The organism is Nonomuraea sp. NPDC001684 (assembly GCF_053596515.1).
Window position 1 is genome coordinate 1 of the sequence record NZ_JBSFGJ010000050.1, and the last position, 25,142, is coordinate 25,142.

23 protein-coding genes are annotated in these 25,142 nt (G+C 74.2%); 14 read left to right on the plus strand and 9 right to left on the minus strand.

The genetic code is table 11. The features are described from left to right. The first annotated feature begins 75 nt into the window (after positions 1-75). The 5 genes from ACWCSD_RS12910 (at position 76) to ACWCSD_RS12930 (ending at position 5,789) form a co-directional block, all read left to right on the plus strand. Positions 76-288 carry a hypothetical protein gene (locus tag ACWCSD_RS12910; RefSeq protein WP_449914596.1) on the plus strand — a complete coding sequence of 71 codons (213 nt, stop codon included), beginning with the start codon at positions 76-78 and terminating at the stop codon, positions 286-288. A gap of 7 nt (positions 289-295) precedes the next feature. Further along, positions 296-2,596, plus strand: coding sequence for a penicillin acylase family protein (locus tag ACWCSD_RS12915; RefSeq protein WP_449914599.1), 2,301 nt, complete (start codon positions 296-298; stop codon positions 2,594-2,596). Between the two features lie 108 nt (positions 2,597-2,704). Beyond that, positions 2,705-4,042 (plus strand): PP2C family protein-serine/threonine phosphatase, encoded by a 1,338-nt coding sequence (locus ACWCSD_RS12920; protein ID WP_397161835.1) that lies wholly within the window; start codon positions 2,705-2,707, stop codon positions 4,040-4,042. A gap of 83 nt (positions 4,043-4,125) precedes the next feature. Next, positions 4,126-5,109 carry a GlxA family transcriptional regulator gene (locus tag ACWCSD_RS12925; protein ID WP_449914603.1) on the plus strand — a complete coding sequence of 328 codons (984 nt, stop codon included), beginning with the start codon at positions 4,126-4,128 and terminating at the stop codon, positions 5,107-5,109. Positions 5,110-5,180: 71 nt separating this feature from the next. Next, positions 5,181-5,789: a cysteine hydrolase family protein gene (locus ACWCSD_RS12930; protein WP_449914606.1), complete on the plus strand. Its 609-nt coding sequence runs from the start codon at positions 5,181-5,183 to the stop codon at positions 5,787-5,789. Between the two features lie 28 nt (positions 5,790-5,817). On the opposite strand, the gene ACWCSD_RS12935 is transcribed toward ACWCSD_RS12930, so the two are convergent. After that, positions 5,818-6,267, minus strand: coding sequence for a hypothetical protein (locus tag ACWCSD_RS12935; RefSeq protein WP_449914610.1), 450 nt, complete (start codon positions 6,265-6,267; stop codon positions 5,818-5,820). 250 nt (positions 6,268-6,517) lie between these two features. On the opposite strand from ACWCSD_RS12935, the gene ACWCSD_RS12940 reads away from it, so the two are divergent. Beyond that, positions 6,518-6,889, plus strand: a complete 372-nt coding sequence (locus ACWCSD_RS12940) for an STAS domain-containing protein (protein ID WP_352330347.1) — start codon at positions 6,518-6,520, stop codon at positions 6,887-6,889. A 27-nt stretch (positions 6,890-6,916) separates the two neighbouring features. Here ACWCSD_RS12940 and ACWCSD_RS12945 read toward each other — a convergent pair whose 3' ends face one another. From ACWCSD_RS12945 to ACWCSD_RS12955, 3 genes are all read right to left on the minus strand, one after another. Next, positions 6,917-7,279: a cupin domain-containing protein gene (locus tag ACWCSD_RS12945; protein ID WP_352360762.1), complete on the minus strand. Its 363-nt coding sequence runs from the start codon at positions 7,277-7,279 to the stop codon at positions 6,917-6,919. A gap of 124 nt (positions 7,280-7,403) precedes the next feature. Next, on the minus strand, positions 7,404-8,942 hold the full coding sequence (locus ACWCSD_RS12950) for an alpha/beta fold hydrolase (protein WP_449914613.1): 1,539 nt from the start codon (positions 8,940-8,942) through the stop codon (positions 7,404-7,406). 154 nt (positions 8,943-9,096) lie between these two features. Continuing rightward, entirely contained in the window at positions 9,097-12,207 is a 3,111-nt protein-coding gene (locus ACWCSD_RS12955; protein WP_449914616.1) for a S8 family serine peptidase, read from the minus strand. Positions 12,208-12,329: 122 nt separating this feature from the next. Between ACWCSD_RS12955 and ACWCSD_RS12960 the strand changes: the two genes are divergently transcribed. Further along, the gene (locus ACWCSD_RS12960; protein WP_397161828.1) at positions 12,330-12,914 is read left to right on the plus strand and encodes an RNA polymerase sigma factor; all 585 of its coding nucleotides are present in this window, start codon (positions 12,330-12,332) and stop codon (positions 12,912-12,914) included. Continuing rightward, positions 12,907-14,037, plus strand: coding sequence for a CU044_5270 family protein (locus ACWCSD_RS12965; protein ID WP_397161827.1), 1,131 nt, complete (start codon positions 12,907-12,909; stop codon positions 14,035-14,037). The genes ACWCSD_RS12960 and ACWCSD_RS12965 overlap by 8 nt, the downstream gene beginning before the upstream one ends. Before the next feature lie 116 nt (positions 14,038-14,153). On the opposite strand, the gene ACWCSD_RS12970 is transcribed toward ACWCSD_RS12965, so the two are convergent. The 3 genes from ACWCSD_RS12970 to ACWCSD_RS12980 form a co-directional block, all read right to left on the minus strand. Then, positions 14,154-15,242, minus strand: coding sequence for a serine hydrolase domain-containing protein (locus ACWCSD_RS12970; protein ID WP_449914619.1), 1,089 nt, complete (start codon positions 15,240-15,242; stop codon positions 14,154-14,156). A 122-nt stretch (positions 15,243-15,364) separates the two neighbouring features. Continuing rightward, complete coding sequence (locus ACWCSD_RS12975) at positions 15,365-16,102, minus strand: 3-keto-5-aminohexanoate cleavage protein (RefSeq protein ID WP_397161825.1); 738 nt, start codon at positions 16,100-16,102, stop codon at positions 15,365-15,367. Between the two features lie 89 nt (positions 16,103-16,191). Then, positions 16,192-17,178: an aldo/keto reductase gene (locus ACWCSD_RS12980; protein WP_449914622.1), complete on the minus strand. Its 987-nt coding sequence runs from the start codon at positions 17,176-17,178 to the stop codon at positions 16,192-16,194. A 132-nt stretch (positions 17,179-17,310) separates the two neighbouring features. On the opposite strand from ACWCSD_RS12980, the gene ACWCSD_RS12985 reads away from it, so the two are divergent. The 6 genes from ACWCSD_RS12985 (at position 17,311) to ACWCSD_RS13010 (ending at position 22,323) form a co-directional block, all read left to right on the plus strand. After that, positions 17,311-18,099 (plus strand): SDR family NAD(P)-dependent oxidoreductase, encoded by a 789-nt coding sequence (locus tag ACWCSD_RS12985; RefSeq protein WP_449914625.1) that lies wholly within the window; start codon positions 17,311-17,313, stop codon positions 18,097-18,099. Beyond that, the gene (locus tag ACWCSD_RS12990; protein ID WP_387678774.1) at positions 18,096-18,674 is read left to right on the plus strand and encodes a TetR/AcrR family transcriptional regulator; all 579 of its coding nucleotides are present in this window, start codon (positions 18,096-18,098) and stop codon (positions 18,672-18,674) included. The genes ACWCSD_RS12985 and ACWCSD_RS12990 overlap by 4 nt, the downstream gene beginning before the upstream one ends. A 203-nt stretch (positions 18,675-18,877) precedes the next feature. Beyond that, the gene (locus ACWCSD_RS12995) at positions 18,878-19,570 is read left to right on the plus strand and encodes a fluoride efflux transporter FluC (protein WP_449914629.1); all 693 of its coding nucleotides are present in this window, start codon (positions 18,878-18,880) and stop codon (positions 19,568-19,570) included. Next, positions 19,567-19,932: a fluoride efflux transporter CrcB gene (gene crcB, locus ACWCSD_RS13000; RefSeq protein ID WP_397161820.1), complete on the plus strand. Its 366-nt coding sequence runs from the start codon at positions 19,567-19,569 to the stop codon at positions 19,930-19,932. Before ACWCSD_RS12995 ends, crcB begins: the two co-directional genes overlap by 4 nt. A 110-nt stretch (positions 19,933-20,042) precedes the next feature. Then, positions 20,043-20,498 (plus strand): ATP-binding protein, encoded by a 456-nt coding sequence (locus ACWCSD_RS13005; protein ID WP_397161819.1) that lies wholly within the window; start codon positions 20,043-20,045, stop codon positions 20,496-20,498. A gap of 76 nt (positions 20,499-20,574) precedes the next feature. After that, a complete protein-coding gene (locus ACWCSD_RS13010; protein WP_449914631.1) occupies positions 20,575-22,323 on the plus strand; it encodes a SpoIIE family protein phosphatase in 1,749 nt (582 codons plus the stop codon). 28 nt (positions 22,324-22,351) lie between these two features. On the opposite strand, the gene ACWCSD_RS13015 is transcribed toward ACWCSD_RS13010, so the two are convergent. Continuing rightward, positions 22,352-23,200, minus strand: coding sequence for a phosphotransferase (locus ACWCSD_RS13015; RefSeq protein WP_358294916.1), 849 nt, complete (start codon positions 23,198-23,200; stop codon positions 22,352-22,354). Then, positions 23,197-25,131 (minus strand): alpha/beta fold hydrolase, encoded by a 1,935-nt coding sequence (locus ACWCSD_RS13020; protein ID WP_449914635.1) that lies wholly within the window; start codon positions 25,129-25,131, stop codon positions 23,197-23,199. Before ACWCSD_RS13020 ends, ACWCSD_RS13015 begins: the two co-directional genes overlap by 4 nt. Between the last annotated feature and the right edge of the window lie 11 nt (positions 25,132-25,142).

Below are 25,142 nucleotides of genomic sequence, written 5' to 3' on the forward strand. Positions count from 1 at the left end.
TCGCCCGGCACGCCCGCCAGACCCGGGTCAGGCTGATCGGCACTTTCAGCGCTGGAAGTTTCCTCCGGCGCGGGCGTGTCGGCATGTGTCGTGGCGGCCGGGGCCGGGTTCGGGGTGGCGGCGCCGTTCATCGACGCCCTCGCCATGAAGGGGGCCTCCCTGGCGATGCCGGGGCCCGCCTGGTTCGCCGGCGTCGGCGGCGGGCTGGTCGCCTCCCTGCTGGTGATCTCGACCGTCCTGCCGCTGCTGCGGCGCATGACCTCGCCCGACAACGCGCGTTTCGAATAGGAGCCACATGAAGCTGCGAAAGCCCTGCGCGGCGATCGTGCTCGCGCTGGTCGCCGGCCTGCTCACGGCCCCGCCGGCCGTGGCCGCCGAGGGCCGCTGGTCGGCCGAGATCCGGCGCACCGAGTACGGCATCCCGCACGTGTCCGCCAAGGACCACGGCGGCCTCGGCTTCGGCTACGGGTACGCCTTCGCCCAGGACAACCTGTGCGTGCTGGCCTCGTGGGTGGTGACGTTGCGCGGCGAACGATCCCGCCACTTCGGCCCGCAGGCCCGGTCCGACGACCCGGTGCGCCCGGTCGCCAACCTCACCAGCGACCTCTACCACCGCAGCGTCGCCGACTCCGGCGTCGTCCGGCGGCTGCTGGCCCGGCCTGCCCCCATCGGGCCGAGCGCCGAGCTGCGCGAGCTGGTCGACGGGTACGTGGCCGGCTACAACCGCTACCTCGACGACACCGGCGTGGCCAACCTGCCCGACCCCACCTGCCGCGGCAAGTCGTGGGTCGGCCCGATCACCGCCGAGGACGTCTGGGCCAACCTCCTAGACCTCGGCCGCATGTCGGGCAGCTCGGCGCTCAAGGAGGCCATCGTCGGCGGCGACGACGGGGACGACGGCCCGCGCCGCGCCCCCGGCAGCAACGGCTGGGCGCTGGGCCGCGAGGCCACCCGCGACGGCCACGGCATGCTGCTGGCCGACCCGCACTTCCCGTGGAACGGCGTCCGCCGCTTCTACCAGGTGCAGCTCACCATCCCCGGCGTGCTGGACGTCGCCGGCGGCAGCCTGTACGGCACCCCCGTCGTGCAGATCGGCCACAACAGGACCGTCGCCTGGACCCACACCGTCTCCCACGCCCAGCGGTTCACCCTCTACCGGCTCCAACTGGCGCAGGGCGACCCCACCACCTACCTGGTCGACGGCCGGCCCGAGCCGATGGGCCGCCAGGAGGTCGTGGTGCCGCTCCAGGACGGCACCCTCGTCTCGCGCACCCTGCTCACCTCCCGCTACGGCCCGGTGCTGGCCGCCGGGCGCGGCGAGGAGTACGCGTACGCGCTGGCCGACGTCAACGCCGCCAACCTGCGGGCGGCCGACGAGTGGCTGGCGATGGCCAAGGCCGGCGACCTGCGCGGGCTGCGCGCCGCCCAGGACGCCCACCAGGGCCTGCCGTTCGTCTACACGCTGGCCACGGACGTCGGGGGGACGGCGTCCTTCGCCGACGCCTCCGTCGTCCCGCACGTCACCGACGCCCAGGCCCGCCGGTGCGCCAAGCCGTCGCCCGACCCGTCGATCGACGCGTTCGTCCTGGACGGCTCGACCTCGGCGTGCCTGTGGGGCAAGGACGCCGACGCGGTCGTGCCGGGCATCTTCGGCCCCCGCAACCAGCCCCGCCTGACCCGCGCCGACTACGTCGCCAACTCCAACAACAGCCCGTGGATGACGAACCCGGCCGCGCCGCTGACCGGCTACGACCAGGTCTGGGGCGCCGTACGGACCGACGTGGAGCTGCGGCCCCGGGTCAGCCTGGACATGATCGACCGGCGGCTCAAGGGCGCCGACGGGCTCGGCGCACCCGGCTTCACCCTGGAGACGCTCCAGGCCACCGCGCGGAGCAAGCGCAATCACGGTTTCGAGCTCATGCGTCCGGACCTGAAGGCGTTGTGCCGGGAGCATCGCGAGCTGCGGGCCTCCTCGGGGGAGCGGGTCGACGTACGGGACGCCTGCCGGATCCTGACCCGCTGGGACGGACGCGCCACCCTGGACGGCGAGGGGGCCGTGCTGTGGCGGCGGTTCTTCGACGGGCTCCAGGCCCCGGTCAAGCCCGGGGAGCCGCCGCAGAGCTGGTGGCGGGTGCCGTTCGACCCGGCTCAGCCCCTCACCACGCCGCGCGGCCTCAGGCGGGACGACCCCGGCGTGCGGCGCGCCCTGGCCGACGCCGTGCTGTTCTTCCGCGACAACCGCCTGCCCCTGACCCTGACCACCGGCCAGGCCCAGCACTACGCGTCGGTCCCGATCCCCGGCTGCACCGAGGGGGAGGGCTGCTTCGACCGCGTCCGCAACTCCGGCCCGCTCGGCAAGGACGGGCGCTACCCCGACGTGAACACCGGCTCCAGCTTCATGATGGCCGTCGAGCTCACCCCGGACGGGCCGCGCACCCGCACCGTCCTGACCTACTCCCTGTCCGCCAACCCGAACTCCCCCCACCACACCGACCAGACCGCCCTGTTCTCCCGGGGAGGCTGGGTCACGGAACGCTTCACCGACGCCGAGATCCGCAGCGCCCCGCAACCGAACGTCACCACCGTGAGCGGCTGACGCCCAGCCCGCCGAGGCGCGTTGAGCCGTCTCCCGCAGTGCCCGTGACCAGGTGTCATGCCGGTGACCGGGGGCATGACCTGGGCGAGGGCATCTCGGGGGGGTGGGGTGGGCGGACAGCGGTCGGAGGGCGGCGCGTACGGCGGGGACCTGGGGCCGTTCGGCGCCGAGAAGCTCCGGCGGCTGCAGGCGAGCCTGACGCAGATCGAGGATCTGCACGGCCGGATGGCGCGCCTGCTGGAGGCGGTCCTCGCGATCAGTTCCGAGCTGGAGCTGAACGCCGCCCTCCGCACGATCGTGGAGGTCTCGGCCGACCTGGTGGACGCCCAGTACGGCGCCCTCGGCGTGCTCAACGACGAGGGCGAGTTCGCCGACCTGTTCACCTACGGCGTCTCGGAAGACGTGCACGAGGCCATCGGCCGACTGCCGACCAGCCACGGCCTGCTCCAGGAGCTGATGGCCCAGCCGAGGCCGCTGCGCGTGGACGACGTGCTCGCCCACCCCAGCTTCCGCGAATATCCTGCCGGCCATCCGGTGATGCGCACCCTGCTGGGCACGCCGATCCTGGTCCGCGGCACCGTGTACGGCAACCTGTACTTCGCCGACAAACGGTCGGGCCTGCCGTTCACCGGCGACGACGAGCGGATCGTCGCGGCGCTGGCCAGCGCGGCCGGCGTCGCCATCGAGAACGCCCGCCTCTACGAGCGCATCCGCCGCAACACCGAGGAGTTCCAGCGCAGCCTGCTCCCGTCGCTGCCCGACCTGAACGGCCTGTGGGCCTGCGCCCGCTACCTGCCCTCCAGCACCGTCCCGCGCATCGGCGGCGACTGGTACGACGCGATCGTCCTGCCCGACGGCGTGCCCTGCCTGATGGTCGGCGACGTGATGGGCCACGACCTGCGCTCGGCCACCGTCATGAGCCAGATCAGCAACATGCTGCGGGTGCTCGCCTACGAGCACTGCGAGCCGCCGTCCCGCATCCTGCGCCGCCTCGACGAGATCCTGCACGCCCTGCACGGCGGCCCGATGGCGACGGTGCTGCTGGCCCGCCTGGAGGAGTACGGCGGCACCGACTGGCGGCTGAGGTGGGCCACCGCCGGGCACCTGCCCCCGCTGCTGCTCCCCGTCGACGGCCCCGCCCGCTACCTGCGGGCCGAGGGCGGCCACCCGCTCGGCGTCACCCCCGACCTGCCCCGGCCCGACCACGAGCAGGTCATCCCGGCCGGGTCCACGCTGCTGCTCTACACCGACGGGCTCGTCGAGGACCCCGCGCACGGCCTCGACCGGGGCATGGAGAGCCTGATCCGCACCGCCTCCCGGCTGCGCCACCTGCCCCTGGAGGAGATGTGCGAGTTGCTGCTCGTCCACCGGGGCGACCGCTTCACCGACGACGTCGCGCTGCTGGCCCTGCGGCTCGGCGAACCGGCCGGCCTGCACGCCGGCTGACCGGCCCCGTCGCCTGCTCGATGGCCAGATGTGCCAGATAACTGTCGTTGCGGACATTCCGCCAGTTCGGTGAGAATCGAGGCATGCCCGCTGCCCACCGCGTCGTCATCGCGCTCTTCCCGGACGTCGACCTGCTCGACGTCACCGGCCCGGCCGAGGTGTTCGCCCTGGCCAACCGGGTCGCCGGTCGCGCCCTGTACGACGTGCGGCTGGCCGGGCCCCAGGGCGGCCAGGTCACCACGTCCGCCGGGGTGCGGCTGGTCGCCGATCTCACGTTCGACCAGGTCGGCGACCAGGTGGACACCCTGGTGGTGCCCGGCGCGGTGACCGTCACGCCCGACGGGCCCCGCGCCCTGACGGACGCCGAGGTGGTCGCCTGGGTACGGCGGACCGCTCCGGGCGCCCGCCGGGTGGCCTCGGTGTGCGTCGGCGCGCACATCCTGGCCGAGGCCGGCCTCCTGGACGACCTGACCGCCACCACCCACTGGTCCACGGCCGGGCAACTGGCCGCAGACCACCCCAGGGTCACCGTCGACCCCGACCCGATCTTCCTGCGCTCCAGCGGCCGGATCTGGACGGGCGCGGGCATCAGCGCCTGCCTCGACCTGACCCTCGCGCTGGTGGCCGAGGACCACGGCGAGGAGACCGCCCTCGCGGTGGCCCGCGAACTGGTCGTCTACCTCAAGCGTCAGGGCGGCCAGAGCCAGTTCAGCGTCCCGCTGACCCGGGCCGCCTCGGGCCGCCGCGACATCGACGACCTGCGCCTGTGGATCGCCGAGCACCTCGCCGAGGAGCTGACCACGGTCGAGCTGGCGGCGCGGATGGGGCTGAGTCAGCGTCAGTTCACCCGGGTGTTCCGGCAGCAGACCGGCTTCACCCCGGCCGCGTACGTCGAGTCGGCGCGCGTCGAGGTGGCGCGCCGGCTGCTGGAGACCACCGACCTGCCGCTGCCCCGGGTGGCCGCCGACAGCGGGCTCGGCTCGGTGGAGACCCTGCACCGGGCCTTCCGCCGCCGTCTGGGCACCGGCCCCGGCACCTACCGCCGCCGTTTCCGCACGGTGGCCTGATCCCCTCTCTCCGCGCGTACGCCGTCCGAGCCGGGCGGCGGCGCGAGCCTGCCCGAAAGGAAACCCCTGCCATGAGCAGCACCGTCTCGCCCACCCTGCGCCAGGTCGTCGGCCTGCCGGCCGAGCCCGCCCGGCTGGCCGACTCGACCCTCGTGCTGATCGACTACCAGAACACCTACAGCACTGGCGTCATGGCACTGCCGGACGCCGAACAGGCCCTCGCGGCCGGCGCCCGCCTGCTGGAGCGCGCCCGCGCCGCCGGGGCCCGCGTCGTGCACGTCGTCAACGACGGCGGCCCCGGCAGCCCGTACGACGTCCGCGCCGAGATCGGGGCGATCAGCGCGCCGGTCGCGCCGCGCGAGGGGGAGCCGGTGGTGGTCAAGACGTTCCCCGACGCCTTCCACCAGACCGAGCTCCAGGACGTCCTGGCGGGCATGGAGGCCGGGCCCGACCTGGTCCTGGCGGGGTTCATGACCCACATGTGCGTCACCTTCACCGCCCAGGGGGCCTTCCGGCTGGGCTACCGGCCCACGGTCGTCGCCGACGCCTGCGCCACCCGCGCACTGGCCGGCCCCGGCGGCGCGCCGCTGCCCGCCGACGTGCTGCACGAGGCCGCCCTGACGACCATCGGCGACCTGTTCGGCCTGGTGGTCCCCACGACCGACGCCCTGCCCGCCTGACCTGAGTCCAGCCGTCCGGGGCCGGGGGTCAGCCGGTGGCCGGGCGGCGGCGGCCGGCGACCAGGCGGTCGGCCGGCGTCCGGTGCCGCGCGGCGGGGGCGTCGGGCTGCCGGTCGGCGGTGCGCCCGGTGGCCACCAGACGGTCGGCGGGCCGGTCCGCCGTGCGGCGCTCGTCCTGGTCGGTGGTGGGCTGGTCGGTGGCGGGCTGGTCGTCGGTGCGCTCGGCCAGCAGGCGGCGCAGCTCGCGGCGGCGGGCCAGCCTGCGGCCCGTCCCGGCGGCGATCAGGAAGGCGCCGAAGATGAACGCGGCCGCGGTGGCGGCTCCCGCGGCGAACAGCTCCAGGTCACCCACCCGGAAGGTGACGCCCATCAGTGTCAGCGCGGCGGTGGCGGTGGTCGTCGTCTGGGTGAACAGGACGACCACGGCGGCCGACCCGGCGACCATGAGCAGCAGGCCGAGCAGGACCATGGTTCTCACTCTCCTCGAACGTCGGCGATCACGTTTCATTGCCGCTGCCCAGCATTTCTTTACTTATGTACGGGCATGCGCCCGGCGTCGAGGAAATGGCCGCGCATTCGCATCGGGAATGGCCGCGCTGAGCACCGCTAATTGCTTCGCGAAAAAATCCGCATTGAGCAGCGGCGCTGCGTCCGGCGGGCAGGTCACGGGGTTTGTCGGCCGATGACCAGGGGAGAGCGGAGCAAGGAGGGAAGTGATAGCAGTGAAAGTGGACACTTTCCGGCTCCTGGCCAACTCCGCAGGAGAAACGGTCGTGCTGCATCCGGCCGGGGACCTTGACCTGCACACCGCCGGCGCCATCGAGGATTGGGCGACCGGCTATCTCGACGGCACGCCGGCCGCCGTCACCTTGATCGACCTGTCCGACGTCGGCTTCATGGATTCGGCCGGACTCGGCGCGCTGATCGGCGCGTGGAAACGCATCACCGCCACGGGACGGACGGTGATGGTCGCCGCGCCGACCCCGCAACCGGCCAGACTGATGCGCATCACCGGCCTGGAAGGACGTCTCGGCGTACGCGCCACCGTCGCCGAGGCGCTGGAGGAGATCATTCCCAGACGGACGCACGCGCCCGCCTAGCGGCGCCCGTCCGGAGCGCGCGCGGCGTCAGCCGTTCCTCGCCTTGGCGTAGTCGGCGGCGCCGCCCGCGAAGTCGTACAGGACGACCTGTTCGTCCCCGACCACCCAGGCGTCGTGTCCGGGCGGGCAGACGAAGACCTCGCCCGGCCCCGCCTCGGCCTCGGTGCCGTCGTCCATGCGCAGGCGCATCCGGCCCGAGACCACGAACCCGTTGTGATGCACCTGGCAGGACGACGTGCCGGCGATCGGCCTGACGGACTCCGACCAACGCCATCCCGGCTCGAACGTGGCGACCCCGAAGGTCAGGCCGCTCAGCTCGCAGATCTCCAGGTGGCCCTTGGGAAAGTCGCGCCGTTCGTCGGGCTTGTCGATGCTCTTGACCTCAATCATGGCTCACCCCCTCGTCAGCTACCTTCTTACGCTGAATTGTCCATACCGAGGGGTTGGCCAGGGCAAATATCCCTTTGTGGGGACGGGTACGGCCCGCGGTGGGGCCGTACCCGTGCCGTGCGGACTATCCGGCCCAGGGCAGCGAGTCGGACGGCCACGCCCGCTTCGTCTGCTTCTTGAGCGTCTCCTCAGGCGTGCCCACCGCGCAGCGGGTGCCCTGCGGCGGCACCTTCAGGTCGATGAGGTACTGGTCGATGATGTCGGTCTGGCACTTGTCCTTGCCGTAGATGCGGTGACCCCAGCCCTCGTACGTGAGCAGCACGGCCTTCGGGCCGAGCTGACGGGTGGCGTTGGCCGCCCAGATCCACGGCGTGGCCGGGTCGTGGATCGAGTTGCCGAGCAGCAGCGGGGCCTGGCCGGTGTACCGCAGCGAGTGCGGCGGGTTGGCGGGGGCGCCCGAGTTGAGGCAGATGGGCAGGTCGTCGGTCGGGTACGGGTGGTACTTCGTGTCCGGCGCCAGCAGGCCGGCGGTACGCATGAGGTCGGCGTACTCGGCGTAGCTGTTCACCTTGAGGTTGTAGTCCTGGCAGAGGATCCGGGTCGGCAGTTCGGCGACGTCACCGTCCACCGGGCCCCGGCCGGGCAGCGGCGGCACCCACTCGGGGGCCGGGCCGCCGTTCAGCCAGTTGATCACTTCGCTCAGCGTGCGCCAGTCGGGTCCCTCGTTGCCCAGCGCGGCGTTGTAGATGACCTGCAGCTCGGTCATCCGCTGACCGGTGCTGGGGTAGACCAGCTCGCCGTGGCGGGCCTTGTCCAGCAGGCTCTTCCAGATCGCGCGGATGTCGCGACCGTTCAGCACGCAACTGGTGTCCTGCTCGCACCAGCCGACGAACTGGTCGAAGCCGTCCTCGACGGCCAGGGCCTCGGTGGCGAAGAAGCCCTTCACGCCGAGGCTGTGGTCCATGGTGCTGTCGAGGGCGAGCGCCCGGATGCGGCCGGGGAACAGCTCGGCGTACATCTGGCCGATCAGGGTGCCGTACGAGATGCCGTAGTAGGTGAGCTTCTCCTCGCCGAGGGCGGCGCGGAGGGCGTCCATGTCACGGGCCACGGAGACGGAGTCCACGTGGTCGTAGAGCGGGCCGGTACGGGCCCGGCAGTCCGGGTGCAGCTTCTTGGTGAAGGCGTTCCAGGCGTCGAAGTCGGCCTGGCTGCGCATGACGGTCGGCGGCATCTGGTTGTAGACCGACGCCGAGCAGATGACCGGGTGGCTGCGGCCCACGCCGCGCGGGTCGAAACCGACGATGTCGAACCGCTGCTGCAGTTCCTCGGTGTAGGACCCGGGAGCGCCGTAGACGGCCTCCACGCCGGACCCGCCCGGACCGCCGGGGTTGATCACCAGCGAGCCGACCCTGGCGGCCGGGTCGGTGGCCTTGCGCCGCGCGACCGCGAGGTCGATCGAGGGCCCGCTCGGCTGCGCCCAGTCGATGGGCACGGTCAGCTTGCCGCACTCGGCGCTGGGCTCCTCCTCGCAGGGCGCCCAGGTGATGGCGTTCGTAGTGGTGGTGGCGGGTGTCGCGGTCGTCGCCGCGTTCGCCGCCGGAACCGGGATCAACGCCGCCAGCGCCACGAAGGCGGTGGCGAACAGTGGGAGTCTTCTCCGCAAAATGGGGCTCCAATCAACGGCCGGTGCGCCCCCCGTGGGCATCCGGCCGACCTAGATCATCGCGGTTTGGGGTTGGAAATGACGGCAAAATCGGAAATTTCCCCAGAGTCACCCAAGCGCTCCACGCGCCCCGCGCCCTTCGCCGGCCGGCGGGTCACCCGATCCGGTAGGCGCGGATCACCGTCTGCTCCACGGTGTTGCCTCCGGTGTCGGCGGCGCGGGCGCGCAGGGAGACGAAGCCCGCCCCGGCCGGATGGCGCAGCCGTACGGCGCCGCCCGCGACCTTCGCCGCCCGCCAGGTGCGGCCGTCGTCGTAGGAGACCTCCACGGCCGGCTCCCGCGCCGCCCCCGCCTGCCCGCGCACGGACACCGGCACCGCGAACGCCCGGCCGGCGGGCGCGCCGCTCGCCGGGTCCAGCGGGGGCGAGAAGACCACGACCGGCAGCGGCAGCGCGCCGTCCCGGCCACCGGCCGAGCGGAACGTCCAGGCGACCGCCGTACGGGTGGAGAGCAGCTCCGGGCCGCGCTCGGCCGTCACCTCCAGCCGGTAGGCCGCCTCCCCGGCCGGCACGCCGAACCGCGCCCCCGGAGCGGGCTCCTCCGCCACCAGCTCGCCGTCCCGGTAGAGGGCGATCCGCGCCCCGGACACGCTCGACATCCCCGGATGACCGGCCCCGTCGGCGTACAGCAAGGGGAACGCGGAGATCACGTCGCCCGCGCGGGAGACGGGAGGAGCGCCCTCCTCGGTGACCGGCGCGGGACCGAAGACGCCGCGGTTCCAGGTCTCGTCGTAGGCGTGTCCCGCCTCGTACCTGCGGGCGGTCGAGATCAGGTCGGCTCCCCAGGTCGGGCCCGTCTCCGTGTACATGTTCCGCCAGCGGAGACCGCCGCCGGTGTTGACGTACTCGGTGTGCGTGAAGGGGGGCCGGAAGTCGGTCACGAACATGATGCTGAAGAACCGTCCCTCCGCGGGCCAGGCGGCGCTCGCGGCGCTCGCGTCCGCGCCGGCCGCCGGCGCGCCGTAGTCCCTGCGGATCGTGGCCAGGTCCGCGCGCCCGACCCGGCGGCTGAAGCCGGTCGGCACCTGGCCCTGGACGAACCACGCCAGCCGGTACGCCTGAGCGCTGCCCGCCAGGTCGCCGTCCGGGCCCGGCACCGCCCACTGGCCGGCGACCTTGGTCAGCAGGTCGTACCGGCCGGCCCCGACCTGCGCGGTGCGGATGCCCGGCGCGGCGTCGAACATGGTGGCCTCCGCGCCCAGGTAGTAGGGGGAACCGTCCCGCGTGCGCCCGCTGTAGGTCACCTCGGTCATCAGGTGCCTGGCCGCCGGGTCGGGCGGCGCGATGGACACCGGCCGCGCCTGAGCCGGGTCCAGCCGCAGGGACTGAGCCCGGTCCAGGCGCAGGCCGGGATGGACGAGCACGGTCAGACCTTCGCCGTCGGCGGTCCGGCTGTCGACGACGTAGGTGCCCTTGGCCAGCCGCAGCGTGACCCTGCCGCCAGGCTGGACGGTGACCGGGTTCCAGTCCTTCCGGTCGACGTCGGTCCGGTAGAGGGTGGTCAGCGCGTCCGCGGCGCCCGGCCGGTCGAGGGTCAGGTCGTAGCTCTCGACCTCCTTGACCACGGCGAGCGGCGTGCTCACGGTCGTGCCGTCCTCGGCGGTGGCCTCCAGGTAGCCGCCGAGCGGCCCGTCGGCCACGTCGCCCCGGGTGTCGGCGGTGACGGTCGCCTCCGCCCGGCCGCCCGCGGGGACGGTCAGCGTGCCGGGCGACACCTCGAACACGTCCGCGCCGGCCCGCGCCGACAGGCGCAGCGTCACCGGCTCAGGACCGTCGTTGCGGTAGGCCAGCTTCCTGGTGACCGGCTCGTCGTCGTCGTGCGGCCAGGCGAGCACGCCGAAGCTGACCGACGCGGGGGAGGCGGTCACCGTCTGGCCGATCGCGCGGCCCACGTCGAGGCGGCCCGCGCCCTGGGCGTAGATCCCGGTGCCGGGCTGCGGCCGGGCGGTGGCCATGAGGGCGGCCTTGAGCTGCTCGGGCGTCCAGTCCGGGCGCAGGCCGGCCAGGATCGCGGCCGATCCGGCGGCGTGCGGGGCCGCCATGGAGGTGCCCGACATCTCGACGTACGGGCCGTCGCCGGGGGAGTCCTTGCCACGCGCGGCGCGGATGGCGACGCCCGGCGCGGTGATGTCGGGCTTCAACGCCGAGTCGCCCACGCGGGGACCGGCGCTGGAGAAGACGGCCAGGCGGTCGGCACGGTCCACCGCGCCGACCGACAGGGCCGCGTCCGCGGTGGAGGGCGAGGCGACGGTGCCCGGCTTGCCGTAGTTCCCGGCGGCCACGACGAACAGCACGCCGTACCGCTCGGTCAGCGTCCGGACGGCCTCCTCCAGCGGGTCCAGGCCGGGGGCGTCCGGCGAGCCGAGGCTGAGGTTGGCCACCTTGGCCCCCTGCTCGGCGGCCCACTGCATGCCGGCCAGGATCGCCGACTCCGCGCACCAGCGGTCGGCGCACACCTTGGCGTCCAGCAGGGTGGCGCCCGGCGCGACACCGCGGTAACGCTCGCCGGTCCCGGCGATGGTCGAGGCCACATGGGTGCCGTGCCCGGTGAGGTCGGCCGCGGTGTCCGTGCCGGTGAAGTTCCGGCGGGCCGCCACCTTGCCGGCCAGGTCGGGGTGGGTGTCGTCGATGCCGGAGTCCAGGACGGCGACCTTCACCCCGGCGCCCGTGTAGCCCCTCTCCCAGGCGGCGGGGGCGCCGATCTGCTTGACGCTGGCGTCCAGCGACAGGGTCGCCCGGCCGTCGAGCCAGATCTTTCCCGTGCCGGAGGCGAGCGAGGCCCTGAGGTCCGGCCAGGAGCCGGCGGCGGCGTCGAACCGTACGGCGGCGCCGTTCACGGCGGGCAGGTCGCGGGTCACCGCCATGCCATGGGCGGCCAGGCCCGGCCGGCGGGCGGCGTCCGGGCCCGCGACGATGAGGGGCAGGGCGCCGGGGGCGTACTCCAGCAGGGTCGTCACGTCGAACAGGCGGGGGTCGAGCCGACCGGCGGCCAGCAGGGGGACGGCGTCGCCGGGCACGACGCGGAGCCGGTCGCCGATCTTCTCCGTGCTGAAGACGACGCCCGTACGGCCCTTGCCCGGCGCGACGCGCACGCCGCCGGCGACGAGGCTCACCCGGTCTCCCGTGATCAGCGTCACGGTACGGGCGGGGCCGCCCGGCGGGCCCGGCAGGCCGGAAGGGACGGCTCCGAGGAGCGCGATGGTCACTGAGACCGCTGTCGTTCTGAGGATCACATGTCTTCTTGGCGGAATGCCCGCCCCCTCTTCACGGGCTGAGAGGGCGTGAAGAAGGACGGGCGCTCCCGCCAAGTAGGGGTGTGACACAAACCATGACGGTCGAGGACGAGCAGGCGATCGCCGAGTCCCTGCGCCTCCCCGAGCGGTTCGGGGTGCTCTACGACCGCTACTTTCCCGAGATCCACCGGTACGTCGCCGGCCGCCTCGGCACCCAGGCCGCCGACGACCTCACCGCGGAGATCTTCCTGGCCGCCTTCCACGGCCGGGCTGGCTTCGACTCCGGCCGTGGCGTGGTCCGCGGCTGGTTGTACGGCATCGCCACCAACGTCGTCGCCCAGCACCGCCGGAGCGAGCTGCGCCGGTTGCAGGCGATGCAACGGGCGCCGGAAGGGACGCTCACCGGCGAACAGGCCGAGGACGGGCACGAGGACCTGGTCGCCGGGCGGCTGGCGGCGGCGGGCGTCAAGGACGACCTGGTGGCGGCCCTGCAGGCGATGCCGGACGCCGACCGCGACGTCCTGCTGCTCCTGGCGCTGGCCGACCTCAGCTACCAGGAGATCGGCCAGGCCCTCGACATCCCGTCGGGAACGGTCGGTTCCCGGCTGAACCGCATCAGAAGGAAGCTTCGCGCCGCCCTGGGCGGCGTCAATCCCCTGCTTGGAGACTCTCGTGGATGACCTGAACCAGGACCTGACCCTGATCCGCGACCTTTACGCGGCCCCGCCCCCCACCCCCGAGGTGCTGGCCGACGGCCGCGCCCGCCTCGCCGACGCCTACGCCTCCCCCATGGACGCCGGCGTCCGCGGGGAGGAGCGGCGTCCGGCGCTGCGGGCGCTGCCGGACGGCGGGAGGGGCCGGCGGCGCTGGCCGCTCGTGGGGGCGAGCCTGGCCGGGGCGGCCGCCGTCACCGTGGCCGCCACCTTCCTCACCGCCCCCTCGACGCCTTCGACACCCGCGGCATCCGCGGCATCCGCGGCGCCCGCCCGGCTCTCGGCCGGTGACATCCTGCTGGCCGCCGCCGGCTCGGTCACCCCCGTCGCGGGCGACGGCGCGTACTGGAGGCGCGACGGCGTCGTCGGCCGGTACGAACGCGCGCCCGGCGGCCACTACACCCTCAAGACCACCCGCTCGATCGAGCTCTGGCTCCCCAAGGCGGCCGACCGCCCCACCTGGGTGATCCGCCAGGACCTCGGCGCCGAGCCGGCGACGCCCGAGGACGAGACGGCCTGGCGCGCCGCCGGCTCCCCCCGGACCTGGACCCTGAGCGGGGGCACGCCCCCGGTGAAGCTGCAGACCGGCCCCGGCGAGCGCGACGCCGTACGCGACGACAGCGGCAAGACGCTCACCCTGCTGGGCACACCCATGACGCCCGCCACCCTGAACGCCCTGCCGACCACCCCGGAAGGGCTGCGCGACACCCTCGAACGCGTCGTGTCCAAGGGGTACGGCAAGGAGCGGGTGGACATGAACGCCCAGCTCTTCGAGACCGGCGTGCGGCTCGTCATGAACTTCCCGACCTCGCCGGAGGTGCGGGCGGCGACGTACCGCATGCTGGCCGCGCTCCCGGGGGCGAGCGCGGAGAGCGAGGCCACCGACCCGCTCGGCCGCAAGGGCCAGGCGGTCAGCCGGCCGGCCGGGCCGGGTGAGCGATACCGGTTCGTCGTGGACACCGCCACCGGCCTGCCGCTGGCCCTGGAGTCGACGATCGGCCAGGACCGCTCGTACGAGGCGATCAGGACGGCCGCCTGGACCGACGACGAGCCCCGGCTCCCGGCCCTGCGCCGCGACATGAACCGCTGACCCACGTCGCGACGGGGGCGGCGGCACGTTCCCGAAGGGGGCGGGCTACCGTGGGCCCGGCTGGTCGCCGATCCAGTGCTGAGCCGGCGGTCCGCCTAGCCGGCGCGCGGGGCCGGTCAGCGGGTGCACAGGGCGGTGTCGAAGGCGGCGATCAGGAGATCGCGGGCCTTGCCGCCGTTGGCCGAGCCCGTGGCGTAGACGGTGACCGTGCGGCCGTCGCGGTCGCGGCCGCTGAAGGTGGACACGCCCGGGACGTCGCCGCCGTGCCCCCACAACTTGCCGCCGCAGCTCAGCGGGATCTCCATGACGCCGTAGCCGTAGCGGGCGCCCTTGGGCCAGCCGGGCCGGTCGACGTCGACGTACGAACCGGATTTGACGGACTGCGCCCGCCAGAACGCGCTCAGGTCGCGCGGCGTCGAGACCAGCCCGCCGCTGGCGCCGAGCGCGTGGCCGGGCAGCCGGGTCACGTCGACGACGCCGTCCTTCGGGTGCAGCGGGTGCACGCCGTAGGTGTGCGCGTGCGGGCCGCGGATGCCGGTCTCGCCCTCGGCCGGCCAGTACGTGTCCCGCATGCCCAGCGGCTTCAGCACCAGGTCGCGGCTGACCACGCGGAAGTCGCGCCCGGTCACCGCCTGCGCGACCAGGCCGAGGACCATGTAGTTGGTGTTGGAGTAGGCGAACCGGCCGAGCGGCGTCGGTTCGAGGGAGAGGGCCAGCTTGAGCAGGTCCTGCTTGCCGATCTTCGACCAGTCGGCGACGGGGGTGAAGTCCGGCAGGCCGCTGGTCTGCTGCAGGAGCATCTTCACGGTGATGTCCCGTCCGTCGATGCCCTTGCCGCGGATGACCCCCGGCAGGTACGTCTCGACCGGCTCGTCCAGGTTCACCTTGCCCTGGTCGGCCAGCTTCAGCACAGTGGCCGCGATGATCGACTTGCTCACGCTGGCGATCCTGAACCGGCCGTCGGCGCCGGGCATGGGCTGCTTCGTGCCGCGCCGCGCGGTGCCGGAGACGACCGTCGTGGTCCGGCCGTCCGGGTGGCGGATGTAGGCCACGGCGCCGGGCACGTCGGGGGAGGCGGTGAGGGTGTCCAGCCGCGACTGCACCGACGGCGCCCGCTCGGCGGCGAACGCCGGAGCCATCGGTGCGAGCGCCAGCGGGACGATCACGAGCAGGGCGAGTGCGCGCCGGGCGGCGGAGGAAGGCATCGGGGCTCCTTGTCGCGTCGATCAAGCCATGTCCCGACTGTGGCGAATCGGCGGCTTCGCCACAGTCACGGCACCACCCGCCCTCATGCGGGGGCTGTCCCTACCGCCCGGCGCGCCGCCCTCTACCCGCCGGGGCGGGCGATGGCCAGGACGTGGCCGACGAGGGCGGCGTTGTCCTCGGCCGGGCCGCCGTCCGGGTCGAGCAGCGTGTCCTCCAGGCCGATCCGGGTGGCGAGGCCCCGCCGTACGGCCTCCGCCACGAGCGGCCACGTCGCCGGCCCCTCGCCGTGCAGCAGGCGGGGGGCGGGCGACCCGTCCAGGCGGTCCAGAATGGCCGCGGCCCGGGGGACGGCCTCCTCGGACGGCGCGTCGATCACCTCGACGAGGATGCGCGTCATGCGTCCGGCCAGGCCCGAGGCGGTCAGCGTCGCGGCGTCGGCCGGCGTCCACACCCCCGCCTCGACCCCGATCCCGGCCGCCAGCAACGTCCGCGCCAGCTCGCCGAACCCCGGCTCCGACAGGTTCACCGAGGCGAAGTCCGGACGGGCGCCGGCGGGCAGCTGCGCCCAGGCGGTCACCGCGTCCAGGCGGGCCGCGGCGTCGCCGCCCGTGATCCACAGGCCGGTGGACACGCCCACGGGCAGCCCAGGCGTCGCCGCCCTGACGGCCGACGTCGCCGCCCCGACGTCGGCGGCGGCCAGCGACTCGTGCCCCGCCGCGTCCCGCGGATGGACGTGCACCGCCCCCGCCCCCGCCCGCCGCACGGCCACGGCGTCGGCGGCCAGCTCGGCGGGCGTCAGGGGCAGCCGGGGGTGCTCGCCCGCCGCCCGGCTTCCGTTCAGACACGCTTTGATGAACATGAGCCCCATCCTTACCCGGGCGAATCGGGCTCAGGCGCGGCGTCCCGGCCGCTGCCCCGAGCCCTCCGCGGCATCGGGCGGGCGGGGTTTCAGTGGGCGGCGTCCAGGCGGGCGCGCTGGTCGTCGGTCAGCTCCAGGTCCACGGCGGCCAGGCTCTCCTCAAGCTGGGCCACCGACGACGCCCCGACCAGCGGGATCACCGGGAACGCCGAGCCGATCTGCCAGGCCAGGACGACCTGGTTCAGGCTCGCCCCGCACTCCTTCGCGACCTCGCGCAGCACCGCCATGCGGGCCGGGGTGCCGGGGTGGTCGTAGTCCGGCGGCACCTGCTTGTCCTGCCGGGTGTAGGCCCCGCCGAGCAGCGGCGAGTAGGCGACCAGGGTGAGGGCGGGCTCGGCGCGCAGGTAGCTCAGCAGCTCGGCTCCGGCGTGGCCGAGGCTGCCGTCCTGGAAGATCGACTCCGGCACGTCGAAGCGCGGGCGCAGCAGGCTGTGCTGGTACTGCAGCACCTCGTACCCGGCCACCCCCGAGGCGGTGGCCAGGGCGCGGGCCCGCTCCACCCGCCAGATCGCGTGGTTGCTCGCCCCGAGCAGGCCGACCGTGCCCTCGGCCACCAGGGCGCCGAAGCCCTCGACGGTCTCGGCCACCTCCACCGTGCGGTCCTCGATGTGGGCGTAGAGCAGGTCGATGCGGTCCACGCCGAGACGTTCGCGGCTGCGCTCGGCCGACTCCCTGATGATCTTGGCGGACAGGCCCTCGGCGTTGTCGACGTAGCTGGTGCCCGGCGCGAGCGGCCGCGCACCCAGCTTGGTGGCGATCACGATCTCGTCCCCGGCGCCGCTGCTGCGCCGCCAGCGGCCGAGCAGCTCCTCGCTCTGCCCGCCCTGGCCGCCGTCCACCCAGAAGGCGTAGTTGTCGGACGTGTCGATGAACGTCCCGCCGGCCTCGGCGTAGCGGTCGAGGATGGCGAACGACGTCTTCTCGTCGGTCACCGAGCCGAACAACATCGCCCCGAGGGCGAGCGCGCTCACCTCGCGGCGGGTGTCCGGGTTCGTGCCGATCGTCCGGTACTTCATGCTGTCTCCCCAGTTCGTCACGTTCTGTACGAGGCCCCGGAACGGGAGTCTGGGGGCTGGAGCGAACTCCAGGTCAAGCCGGACCGGCCATCTTCTTGAAATTAGATCATTTCTCTAGAAAAATGCTCTGATATGTCGATCATGGTGGTGACCGGCGGCAACCGGGGCATCGGGTACGCGGTGTGCGAACGGCTGGCCGGCGACGGGCACACGGTGCTGCTGGTCGCGCGGGACGCGGATCGGGGCCGGCAGGCCGCCGCGCGGATCGGGGGCGACGTCCAGGCCGTGGCGGGCGACCTCACCACGGCCGAGTCGGTCCGGCGGCTGGCCGGTGACCTGCTGGACCGCTGCCCGCGCATTGACGTGCTCGTCCACAACGCCGGCCTCTGGCCCGCCCGCCGCGTCCTGACCGAGGACGGGCTGGAGGAGTCGTTCGCGGTCAACCACCTGGCGCCGTTCCTGCTCAACCACCTGCTGGAGGACCGGCTCGGACGCGTGGTGCAGGTCACCGCCGGCCTGTACGTCAAGGGCCGGGCCGAACCCGGACGCACGGCCGTGGGCGCCGCCTTCTCGCCGATGCGCACGTACGCCGACACCAAGCTGTGCAACCTGCTGACCGTGCCCCTGTTCGCCGAACGCTGGCGGACGGCCGGGATCACGATCGACGCCGTGCACCCCGGCGTCATCCGCACCGGGCTCGGCGACCGCCGCGGCCCGCTCGGCTGGCTGCTCAAGGCCGCCAAGCGCAGCTGGGCCGCGCCCGAGGAAGGCGCGCGGCACGTCGTCTCCCTGGCCGGGTCCGCCGGCACCGGCCGGTACTTCGACCAGGACCGCCAGGTCCCGTTGCAGGGCCCGGCGCTGGACGCCGACCTGGCCCGGCGCGTCTGGGACGAGGCCGAGGCGCTGGCCGCGGTGCGATGACCCGGCACCGGCGCAGCGAGGAGACCGTGCGCAGGCTCCTGGACACCGCCCTGGAGGTCTACCCCGCCGACTTCACCCTCCGGGCGGTGACCACGCGCAGCGGCGTCAGCATGGGCAGCGTCTACCACCACTTCGGCAGCCTGGAAGGGCTGGCCGCCGCGCTGTACAGCCGGTGCATGGACGAGCTGCTCGACACGCTGGTCGCCGTCACCGAGCAGACCGCCGACGCCCGTGACGGCGTGCGCCGCGCCGTGACGGCCTACCTCGGCTTCACCGCTTCGCACCCGGACAAGGCCCGCTTCATCCATGCGGCGCCGTACGCGCTGGACCTCGGCCCGTACGCCGAGCGCATCGCCGCGGCCAAGGCGTCCCGGCTGGGCAGGCTGAACGCCTGGATCGGCGCGCGCATGGCGGAGGGGACGGTGGCGCGGCTGCCGGCGGCGCAGGTGGAGATGCTGCTGATCGGGCCGGTGGCCGAGGTGAGCAGACGGTGGCTGGCGGGCGCGCCGGACATCGACCTGGACGAGGCGGCCCGCGTCCTGCCCGACCGCGTCTGGTTGTCGCTCAGCGGTTGACGCCGGGGGCCGGTGGCCTGTGGGGGACACCTCTCGGCGGTGGGGTGTGGGGTGGTCGCCGGTATGATGGGGGCGGCTTCCCGTGCCGGGAGCCGCGGCGGTGGGGCCCGCCGCCTCCCGCCCGTCCGGGGGTAACCGCGGTGTCGCCGCCAACGGTCCCTGCCAGAGATGTGCCACGCTCATGTGCTGGTAGGAGATGCCTCATGACCCAAGCTCGTCCCCCCGAACCCGAACCCGGCCGCGCGCCCGCCGCCGCCGAAGGGGCCGAGACCGGATCCCCGCACGCCGACGAAGGGGTGGAGGTCGGTGGCGCGCATGCCGCCGGAGGCGCCGGCGCGCAGGTCGATCCGCGGGCCGCGGTCGATCCCGACGTCGACCTCCACGTGCCCGCCCAGCGCGGCGAGCTGGCCCGCGCCCCGGTCGCCACGCTGGCCGTCATCGCGGCCGGCGGCGTGCTGGGCGCGCTCGCCCGCTACGCCGTCCTGACCGCCTTCCCGGTGCCGCCCGGCGGGTTCGCCTGGCCGACGCTGGCCGTCAACGTCACCGGCTGCCTGCTGATCGGGCTGCTGATGGTGGCCATCACCGAGGTCTGGCAGGCTCACCCGCTGACCCGGCCGTTCCTGGGGGTGGGGGTGCTGGGCGGGTTCACCACGTTCTCCACCTCCATCGCCGACGCCCACGGGGCGCTGGCCGCGGGGCAGCCGCGCACGGCGCTCGCCTACCTGGCGGTCACGCTGGTCATGGCGCTGGCCGCGGTCTTCCTGGGCCAGGTGCTCGGCCGCGGGCTGTTCGGCCGGTTCGCCACTCCCGCCGAGACCGGTCCCGTGGAAACCATTCCCGCCGAGACCGTGCCCGACCGGGCCGCGCGGGCTCCGCGCGGCGGGAGGCGTCCGTGACGTCGTTGCTGCTGGTGGTGCTGGGGGCCGCCGTGGGCGCGCCCGCCCGCTACCTGATCGACCGCGCCGTCCAGGCCCGGCACGACAGCCTGTTCCCGTGGGGCACCTTCACCGTGAACGTGACGGGCTCGGCGCTGCTCGGCTTCCTGCTGGCGCTGCCCGCCACCGGCGCGGCGCAGGCCCTGCTGGGCACGGGCCTGTGCGGGGCGCTGACCACGTACTCCACCTTCGGTTACGAGACCCTGCGGCTGCTGCAGAACGGCGCCCGCACCTACGCCGCGCTCAACGCCGTGGCCGGCATCGCGGCCGGCCTGGGAGCGGCCTGGTGCGGCATCGCCCTCGCCCAGGCCGTCATCCCGTGAGCCGTCCCGGGAGCTCGACGGCGAGCGGCCGGCGCGTTTGACGATCGCTCGACGGGAAAGCTGAAAGGGGCCGGCGTACCCCTTCCCGACCTCCGACAGACGAGACGATCATGCTTGTGGAGTTCGAGCTGCGCTGTCCCATCAGCGCCGATCTGGCGTTCATCCGCGACCTGGTGCGCATCCACGGCCACCACAGCGGACTGTCCGGCGAGCGGCTGGAGGACCTGGTGCTCGCGGTGAACGAGGCCGTCACCAACGTCCTCGACCACGGCGGCTCGGCCGGCCTGGTCACCGCGACCCGGGACCCGATCGGCGTCTGCGTGGAGATCCTGGACACCGCGGGCCGCCTGACCGCCGACCACCTCGACACCGCGGGCGTCGACCCGACCGCGTCCCACGGCTTCGGCCTGTGGGTGATCCAGCAGCTGTGCGACTCGGTCGCGCTGGAGCGGACCGGCCTCGGCTCGCGGCTGCGGCTGCGCATGCTGGTGCCCTCGGAGACCCCCGGCGCCGCCGATCGCCGCCTCAGCAGCACCATGGCCGGCGGCGCCTTCCCCTGGTCCTAGCCCGGCCGGCGCCGGCCCGGCACGTTCCGGGGTACACGAGGTCGGCATGTCAGTAATCATCCGATAACGTAGTGTGATGATGGCTGATGGGGGCGACGCCGGACACCGGCCGGACGGCTCCGGCTCCGGCGCCCAGCCGGCGGAGTGGCTGCTGCGGGCGGCCTTCGACGGCACGGGCATGGGCATCTACCTCACCGATCTCGCCGGCCGCATCACGTGGGTCAACCCGGGGGCGACGGCCCTGCTCGGCTTTCCCGCCGACGAGCTGCGCGGCGCCGACGCGCACCAGAAGCTGCACCGCCGCCTCGACGGCAGCCTCCCGCCCCGCTCCGGCTGCGAGCTGGTGACGGTGTGCCGGCAGGACCGGTCCGTACGCAGCGAGTTCGCCACCTTCGCCACCGCCGGCGGCCGGCTGCTCCCGGTCGCCTGGCTGGCCTCGCCCATCCATCACGACGGCGAGCCGGCCGGCGTCGTCGTGGTCTTCATCGACGTCGTCGAACGCCTCGACGCGGCCGGCCGGCAGGCCGAAGAGCTCGTCCGCGCCCAGAAGCTGACCGAGCAGTTCCGCCTGCTGACCGAGATCAGCACCGTCCTCACCCAGACGCTGGACGTGCGCGAGGCGATGACGCGGCTCGGCCGGCTGCTGGTGCCGCGCCTGGCCGACTGGGCGGCGGTGGACATGTTCCTCGGGCCGCGCGAGCTGCGCCGCCTGGCCATGGCCTGCGCCGGAACCACGCCGGTGGACCCCTCGTGGTTCGCCGAGCTGCCGTCGTTGCCGAAGGGCCCCTCGCGGTCGGCGCTGGTCCGGGTGCTGCGCGGGGAGCAGGCCCTGCTGCTGGGGCCCGAGCAGATCGCCGCGCCGCCCGACGGGCCGCTGGCCGCCGCCCACGACTCCCTGTTCAACGTGCTGGGCGGTTCGTCGGCGATCGTGGCGCCGCTGCGCACGCCGCGCCGCGTGCTGGGCGCGCTGACGGTGGCGCGCACCGACCCGGCGCGGCCGTACACGGAGGCCGACGTGGAGCTGGTGGCCGACATCGCCCGCACCGCGGCGCTGGCCGCCGACAACGCCTGCCTGTTCGGCCAGCAGCGCGACATCGTCGACACCATGCAGCGCCACCTGCTGACCGCGCTGCCCCAGGTCGATCACCTGCAGCTCGCCGCCCGCTACCTGGCGGCCCCGGCCGGCTCCCAGGTGGGCGGCGACTGGTACGACGCGTTCGTGCTCCCCGACGGCGTCACCGCGCTGGCCATCGGCGACGTCGCCGGCCACGACCTGGAGGCCGCCGGGCAGATGGCCCAGCTCCGCAACATGCTGCGCGCCCTGGCCTGCGACCACAAGGAGTCGCCCAGCCTGATCCTCGACCGGCTCAACAAGGTCATGGCCGTGGCCAGCGACGCCCACACGGCCTCGGCCATCCTGGCCAGGATCGAGCCGCCCCAGCCGGAGAGCGACCCCGACACGCGGATCCTGCGCTGGACCAGCGCCGGCCACCTGCCGCCGCTGCTGGTCACCGCGCACGGGCAGGCCCGCTACCTGGAGGAGGGCCAGTCGCTGCTGCTGGGCGTGCATCTCGACGACGTGACCCGCCACGACGCCCTGGCGCCGCTGCCGCCGGGCAGCACGCTGCTGCTCTACACCGACGGGCTGGTCGAGGTGCCCGGCGTCAACCTGGACAACAGCCTGGCCCGGCTGCGCCGGCACGCCGCGACGCTGGCCCGGCGCCCGCTCCAGGACTTCTGCGAGCAGGTGCTCGCGCTGGCGCCGTCGCCGCGTACCGACGACATCGCGCTGCTCGCCCTGCGCCTGCCGCCACCCGGGCAGTAGGCGGACGCCGCCTCCGGGGCAGGGGCGGTCAGGGGGCGGTGAGCGCGGCGTCGATCGCCGGGCCGTGGCGCTCCAGCCACGCCTCGCGCCGCTTGATCAGGTCGCCGACGCCCTCCTCCCACATCCGGGCCCAGCCGCCGCCCTGCTCCTCGGCGATCTGCCGCATCGAGAACCACGACCGCCGGGTACGCAGCACGGCCACCTCGACCAGGCGCGAACGGTCGACGCCGGACATCCCGTACGCGTCGGCGAGCAGGCGGCAGCGGCGCGGCACGTCCAGCCCGCGCAGGGGCGGGTCGGCGTCGGCCGGGTCGGCCAGCGGCGCCCAGTACAACATCGCGCTCATCAGCTCCTCGACCCGGGTGGCCGGCCTGGCGATGTCGAAGTCGATCAGCCCGGCCGCCACGCCGTCGCGGAACACGATGTTGTCCGGCGTGTAGTCCAGGTGCCCGACCAGCTCCGTCGGGTACGGCGGTGCGGGCGGCATGCCCGGCGGCTCGGTGAACCCGAAGTCCGCCCGCACGCCGTCGGGCGGGACGAACCCCGCCACCGCCTCGTGGTAGGCCCGGATCAGCCGGCCCACGGAGGCCAGCCGCTCCTCGTCGGCCAGCCACGCGGGCCGCGGCTGGCCGGCGACCTCACCGGGCACGAAGGTCAGCACCTCGCGGCCGGCGGCGTCGATGCCGAGGAACCGCGGCGCGCCCGCGAACCCGGCCTCCTCCAGGTGCCCCAGCAGCGCGTGGACCAGCGGGGAGTTGGGCCCGACGGGGCGGCGTACGGTGTCGCCGACGCGTACGACGCCTTCGGTGACGTCGCCGCCGACGAGCGGGATCTCGGGTTGGGGCTCGGCGGGCTCGGTGTAGGTGACGGAGCTCATGATTCCCTGAGGTGGTGAGGAAGTGGGCCGGTCATGGTCTCAGGCGTGGACGGCGGAGGGCAATCGTCCACGACGGGCCGGAGGAGGACCTGGCGCACGATCTCCGCGACGGCGGCCGGGTGGGTGAGGTGCGGGTGGTGCCCGGCCCCCGGGATGACCGTCACTGGGACGGGGCTGTCGGTCAGCGGGTCCAGCTCGCCGGCCACGAGATGCACGGGGACGGGGCCGCCGAGCAGCCTGCGGAGGTCGGCGCGTTCGGCGGGGCGGTGCGCGGCGCGCAGTGCGCGGGCGGTGCGCCGGGCGACCCCGGGACGGCGGAGCCCCGCCGCGGCGCTCGTGACCGCCCGCCGCGCGTCCTCGGACGGGGACGCCGGGCCGAGGAGGGTGGACGCGAGCCGGTCGGGGCCCATCCTGCCGAGGGCAGGGGCCGCGAGCAGCAGGGTGAGCGCGGACGGCCGGCGCTGGAGGAAGTACGGCGACAGCAGGATCAGGGCGGCGATCCGGCCAGGATGGGCGGCGGCGTACCGGAGCGCCGGGGCGGCGGCGGCCGAGTGCGCGACGATCACCGGACGGGTGCGCACGGGCTCCAGCAACTCGGCCAGCCAGTCCGCCGCCGCGCCCCCGGCCGGCGAGGAACGCCCCAGACCCGGCAGATCGGCGACAAGCGCGGGAAACCGGCCTGGAGCGGGGGAGTCGGTGGCAAGCGGGGCAAACCGGTCCGCGGCGGTTTCGGGGCGGGTCGCGGACGGGGTGCTGTCGAGATCGTCGAGCACGCCGTGCCAGGAGTCGCCGTCGAGCGGAAGCCCGTGCAGCAGGACCAGCCGCGGCGACGTACGCTCACCCGCCACGTACGTACGCGACCCCGCCACGCTGTGGAAACCACCGGGACGTGCGGCCGGAGCGGCCCCGAAGCGGTCGGCGACCAGCCGGTCGGCCCAGCGGCGCAACGCGTCCTCCACGGGTGGCCGCCGGAGCCCCGCGGACGCGGCGACCCGGTCGGCCGAGCCCGTGTCGTACCGGTCCTCGGTCAGGAAGCCCAGCGTCTCGGGCTCGGCGCCGGTCAGCGCGGACGGCAGGCGGCGGATCACGCCCGCCGGCACGCGAATGCGCGGCGCGGGTACGCCGAGGTGGTCCGCGAGCAGCCGGATCAGGTCGGGCAGGTCGGGCGTGGCGGGATCGAGCAACCAGTGCAGGCCGCCGGGCTCGGGGTCGTGCTCGGGCACGGCGGCCATGAACCGGGCGAAATGGTCCACCGTCACCACCGGGACGAACGTACGGGCGCCGCCCGGCAGTGCGGGCAGCCGCCCCGCCCACAGGTCGCGGACCAGCGAGGCCAGCCCGAGGTACTGGCCGGCCTCGCCGGTCAGCGAATGGCCGATGACGCTGCTCGGGTTCACCACGGTCAGCGGCACGCCGAGCCGCGCCGCGGCGACCCGTACGGCGGCGTCCCCCTCGGCCTTGGAGCCCTCGTACGCCCCTTTGTCCCGGTACAGGGCTGCCAGCTCGGCCTCGGGGAGCGGATGGCGCGGCCGCGGGTCCAGCCCGACGCGGTAGCCCGACACGTGCACCAGCCGGCGCAGCGCGGGACGGGCGGCGGCCCAGTTCAGCACGTTCAGCGCGCCTTCGACGTTGACCGCCCTGGCCTCCTCGCGTCCCATGCCGAAGCGGTAGACGCCGGCGGCGTTGAACACGTCCCGCACGCCCGCCGCCCCTTCGACGGCCGCGCTCAGCCCCAGGCCGGGCCCGGCGGTGACGTCGCCCTCGACGACCGTGAGCCGCGTGCCGGGCACGCCGCGCTCGCGCAGCCAGCGGCCCAGCCCGTCGTCCGCGCGGCGGACGACGGCCGTCACGGCGCGGCCCTGTTCCAGCAGGTGCAGGACCGTCCATCTGCCGATGAAGCCGGTCGCGCCGAACACCACGGCGTCTTCCATGACAATTCCTC

Bases quoted from the DNA above. Each gene is read 5' to 3' on its own strand.
- ACWCSD_RS12970 (WP_449914619.1), bottom strand. From the start codon at position 15,242: ATGCCTTCCTCCGCCGCCCGGCGCGCACTCGCCCTGCTCGTGATCGTC.
- ACWCSD_RS12990 (WP_387678774.1), top strand. From the start codon at position 18,096: ATGACCCGGCACCGGCGCAGCGAGGAGACCGTGCGCAGGCTCCTGGAC.
- ACWCSD_RS13010 (WP_449914631.1), top strand. From the start codon at position 20,575: ATGATGGCTGATGGGGGCGACGCCGGACACCGGCCGGACGGCTCCGGC.
- ACWCSD_RS12995 (WP_449914629.1), top strand. From the start codon at position 18,878: ATGACCCAAGCTCGTCCCCCCGAACCCGAACCCGGCCGCGCGCCCGCC.
- ACWCSD_RS12925 (WP_449914603.1), top strand. From the start codon at position 4,126: ATGCCCGCTGCCCACCGCGTCGTCATCGCGCTCTTCCCGGACGTCGAC.
- ACWCSD_RS12975 (WP_397161825.1), bottom strand. From the start codon at position 16,102: ATGTTCATCAAAGCGTGTCTGAACGGAAGCCGGGCGGCGGGCGAGCAC.
- ACWCSD_RS12960 (WP_397161828.1), top strand. From the start codon at position 12,330: ATGACGGTCGAGGACGAGCAGGCGATCGCCGAGTCCCTGCGCCTCCCC.
- ACWCSD_RS12980 (WP_449914622.1), bottom strand. From the start codon at position 17,178: ATGAAGTACCGGACGATCGGCACGAACCCGGACACCCGCCGCGAGGTG.
- ACWCSD_RS12915 (WP_449914599.1), top strand. From the start codon at position 296: ATGAAGCTGCGAAAGCCCTGCGCGGCGATCGTGCTCGCGCTGGTCGCC.
- ACWCSD_RS13005 (WP_397161819.1), top strand. From the start codon at position 20,043: ATGCTTGTGGAGTTCGAGCTGCGCTGTCCCATCAGCGCCGATCTGGCG.
- ACWCSD_RS13015 (WP_358294916.1), bottom strand. From the start codon at position 23,200: ATGAGCTCCGTCACCTACACCGAGCCCGCCGAGCCCCAACCCGAGATC.
- ACWCSD_RS12930 (WP_449914606.1), top strand. From the start codon at position 5,181: ATGAGCAGCACCGTCTCGCCCACCCTGCGCCAGGTCGTCGGCCTGCCG.
- ACWCSD_RS12945 (WP_352360762.1), bottom strand. From the start codon at position 7,279: ATGATTGAGGTCAAGAGCATCGACAAGCCCGACGAACGGCGCGACTTT.
- ACWCSD_RS12985 (WP_449914625.1), top strand. From the start codon at position 17,311: ATGTCGATCATGGTGGTGACCGGCGGCAACCGGGGCATCGGGTACGCG.
- ACWCSD_RS13020 (WP_449914635.1), bottom strand. From the start codon at position 25,131: ATGGAAGACGCCGTGGTGTTCGGCGCGACCGGCTTCATCGGCAGATGG.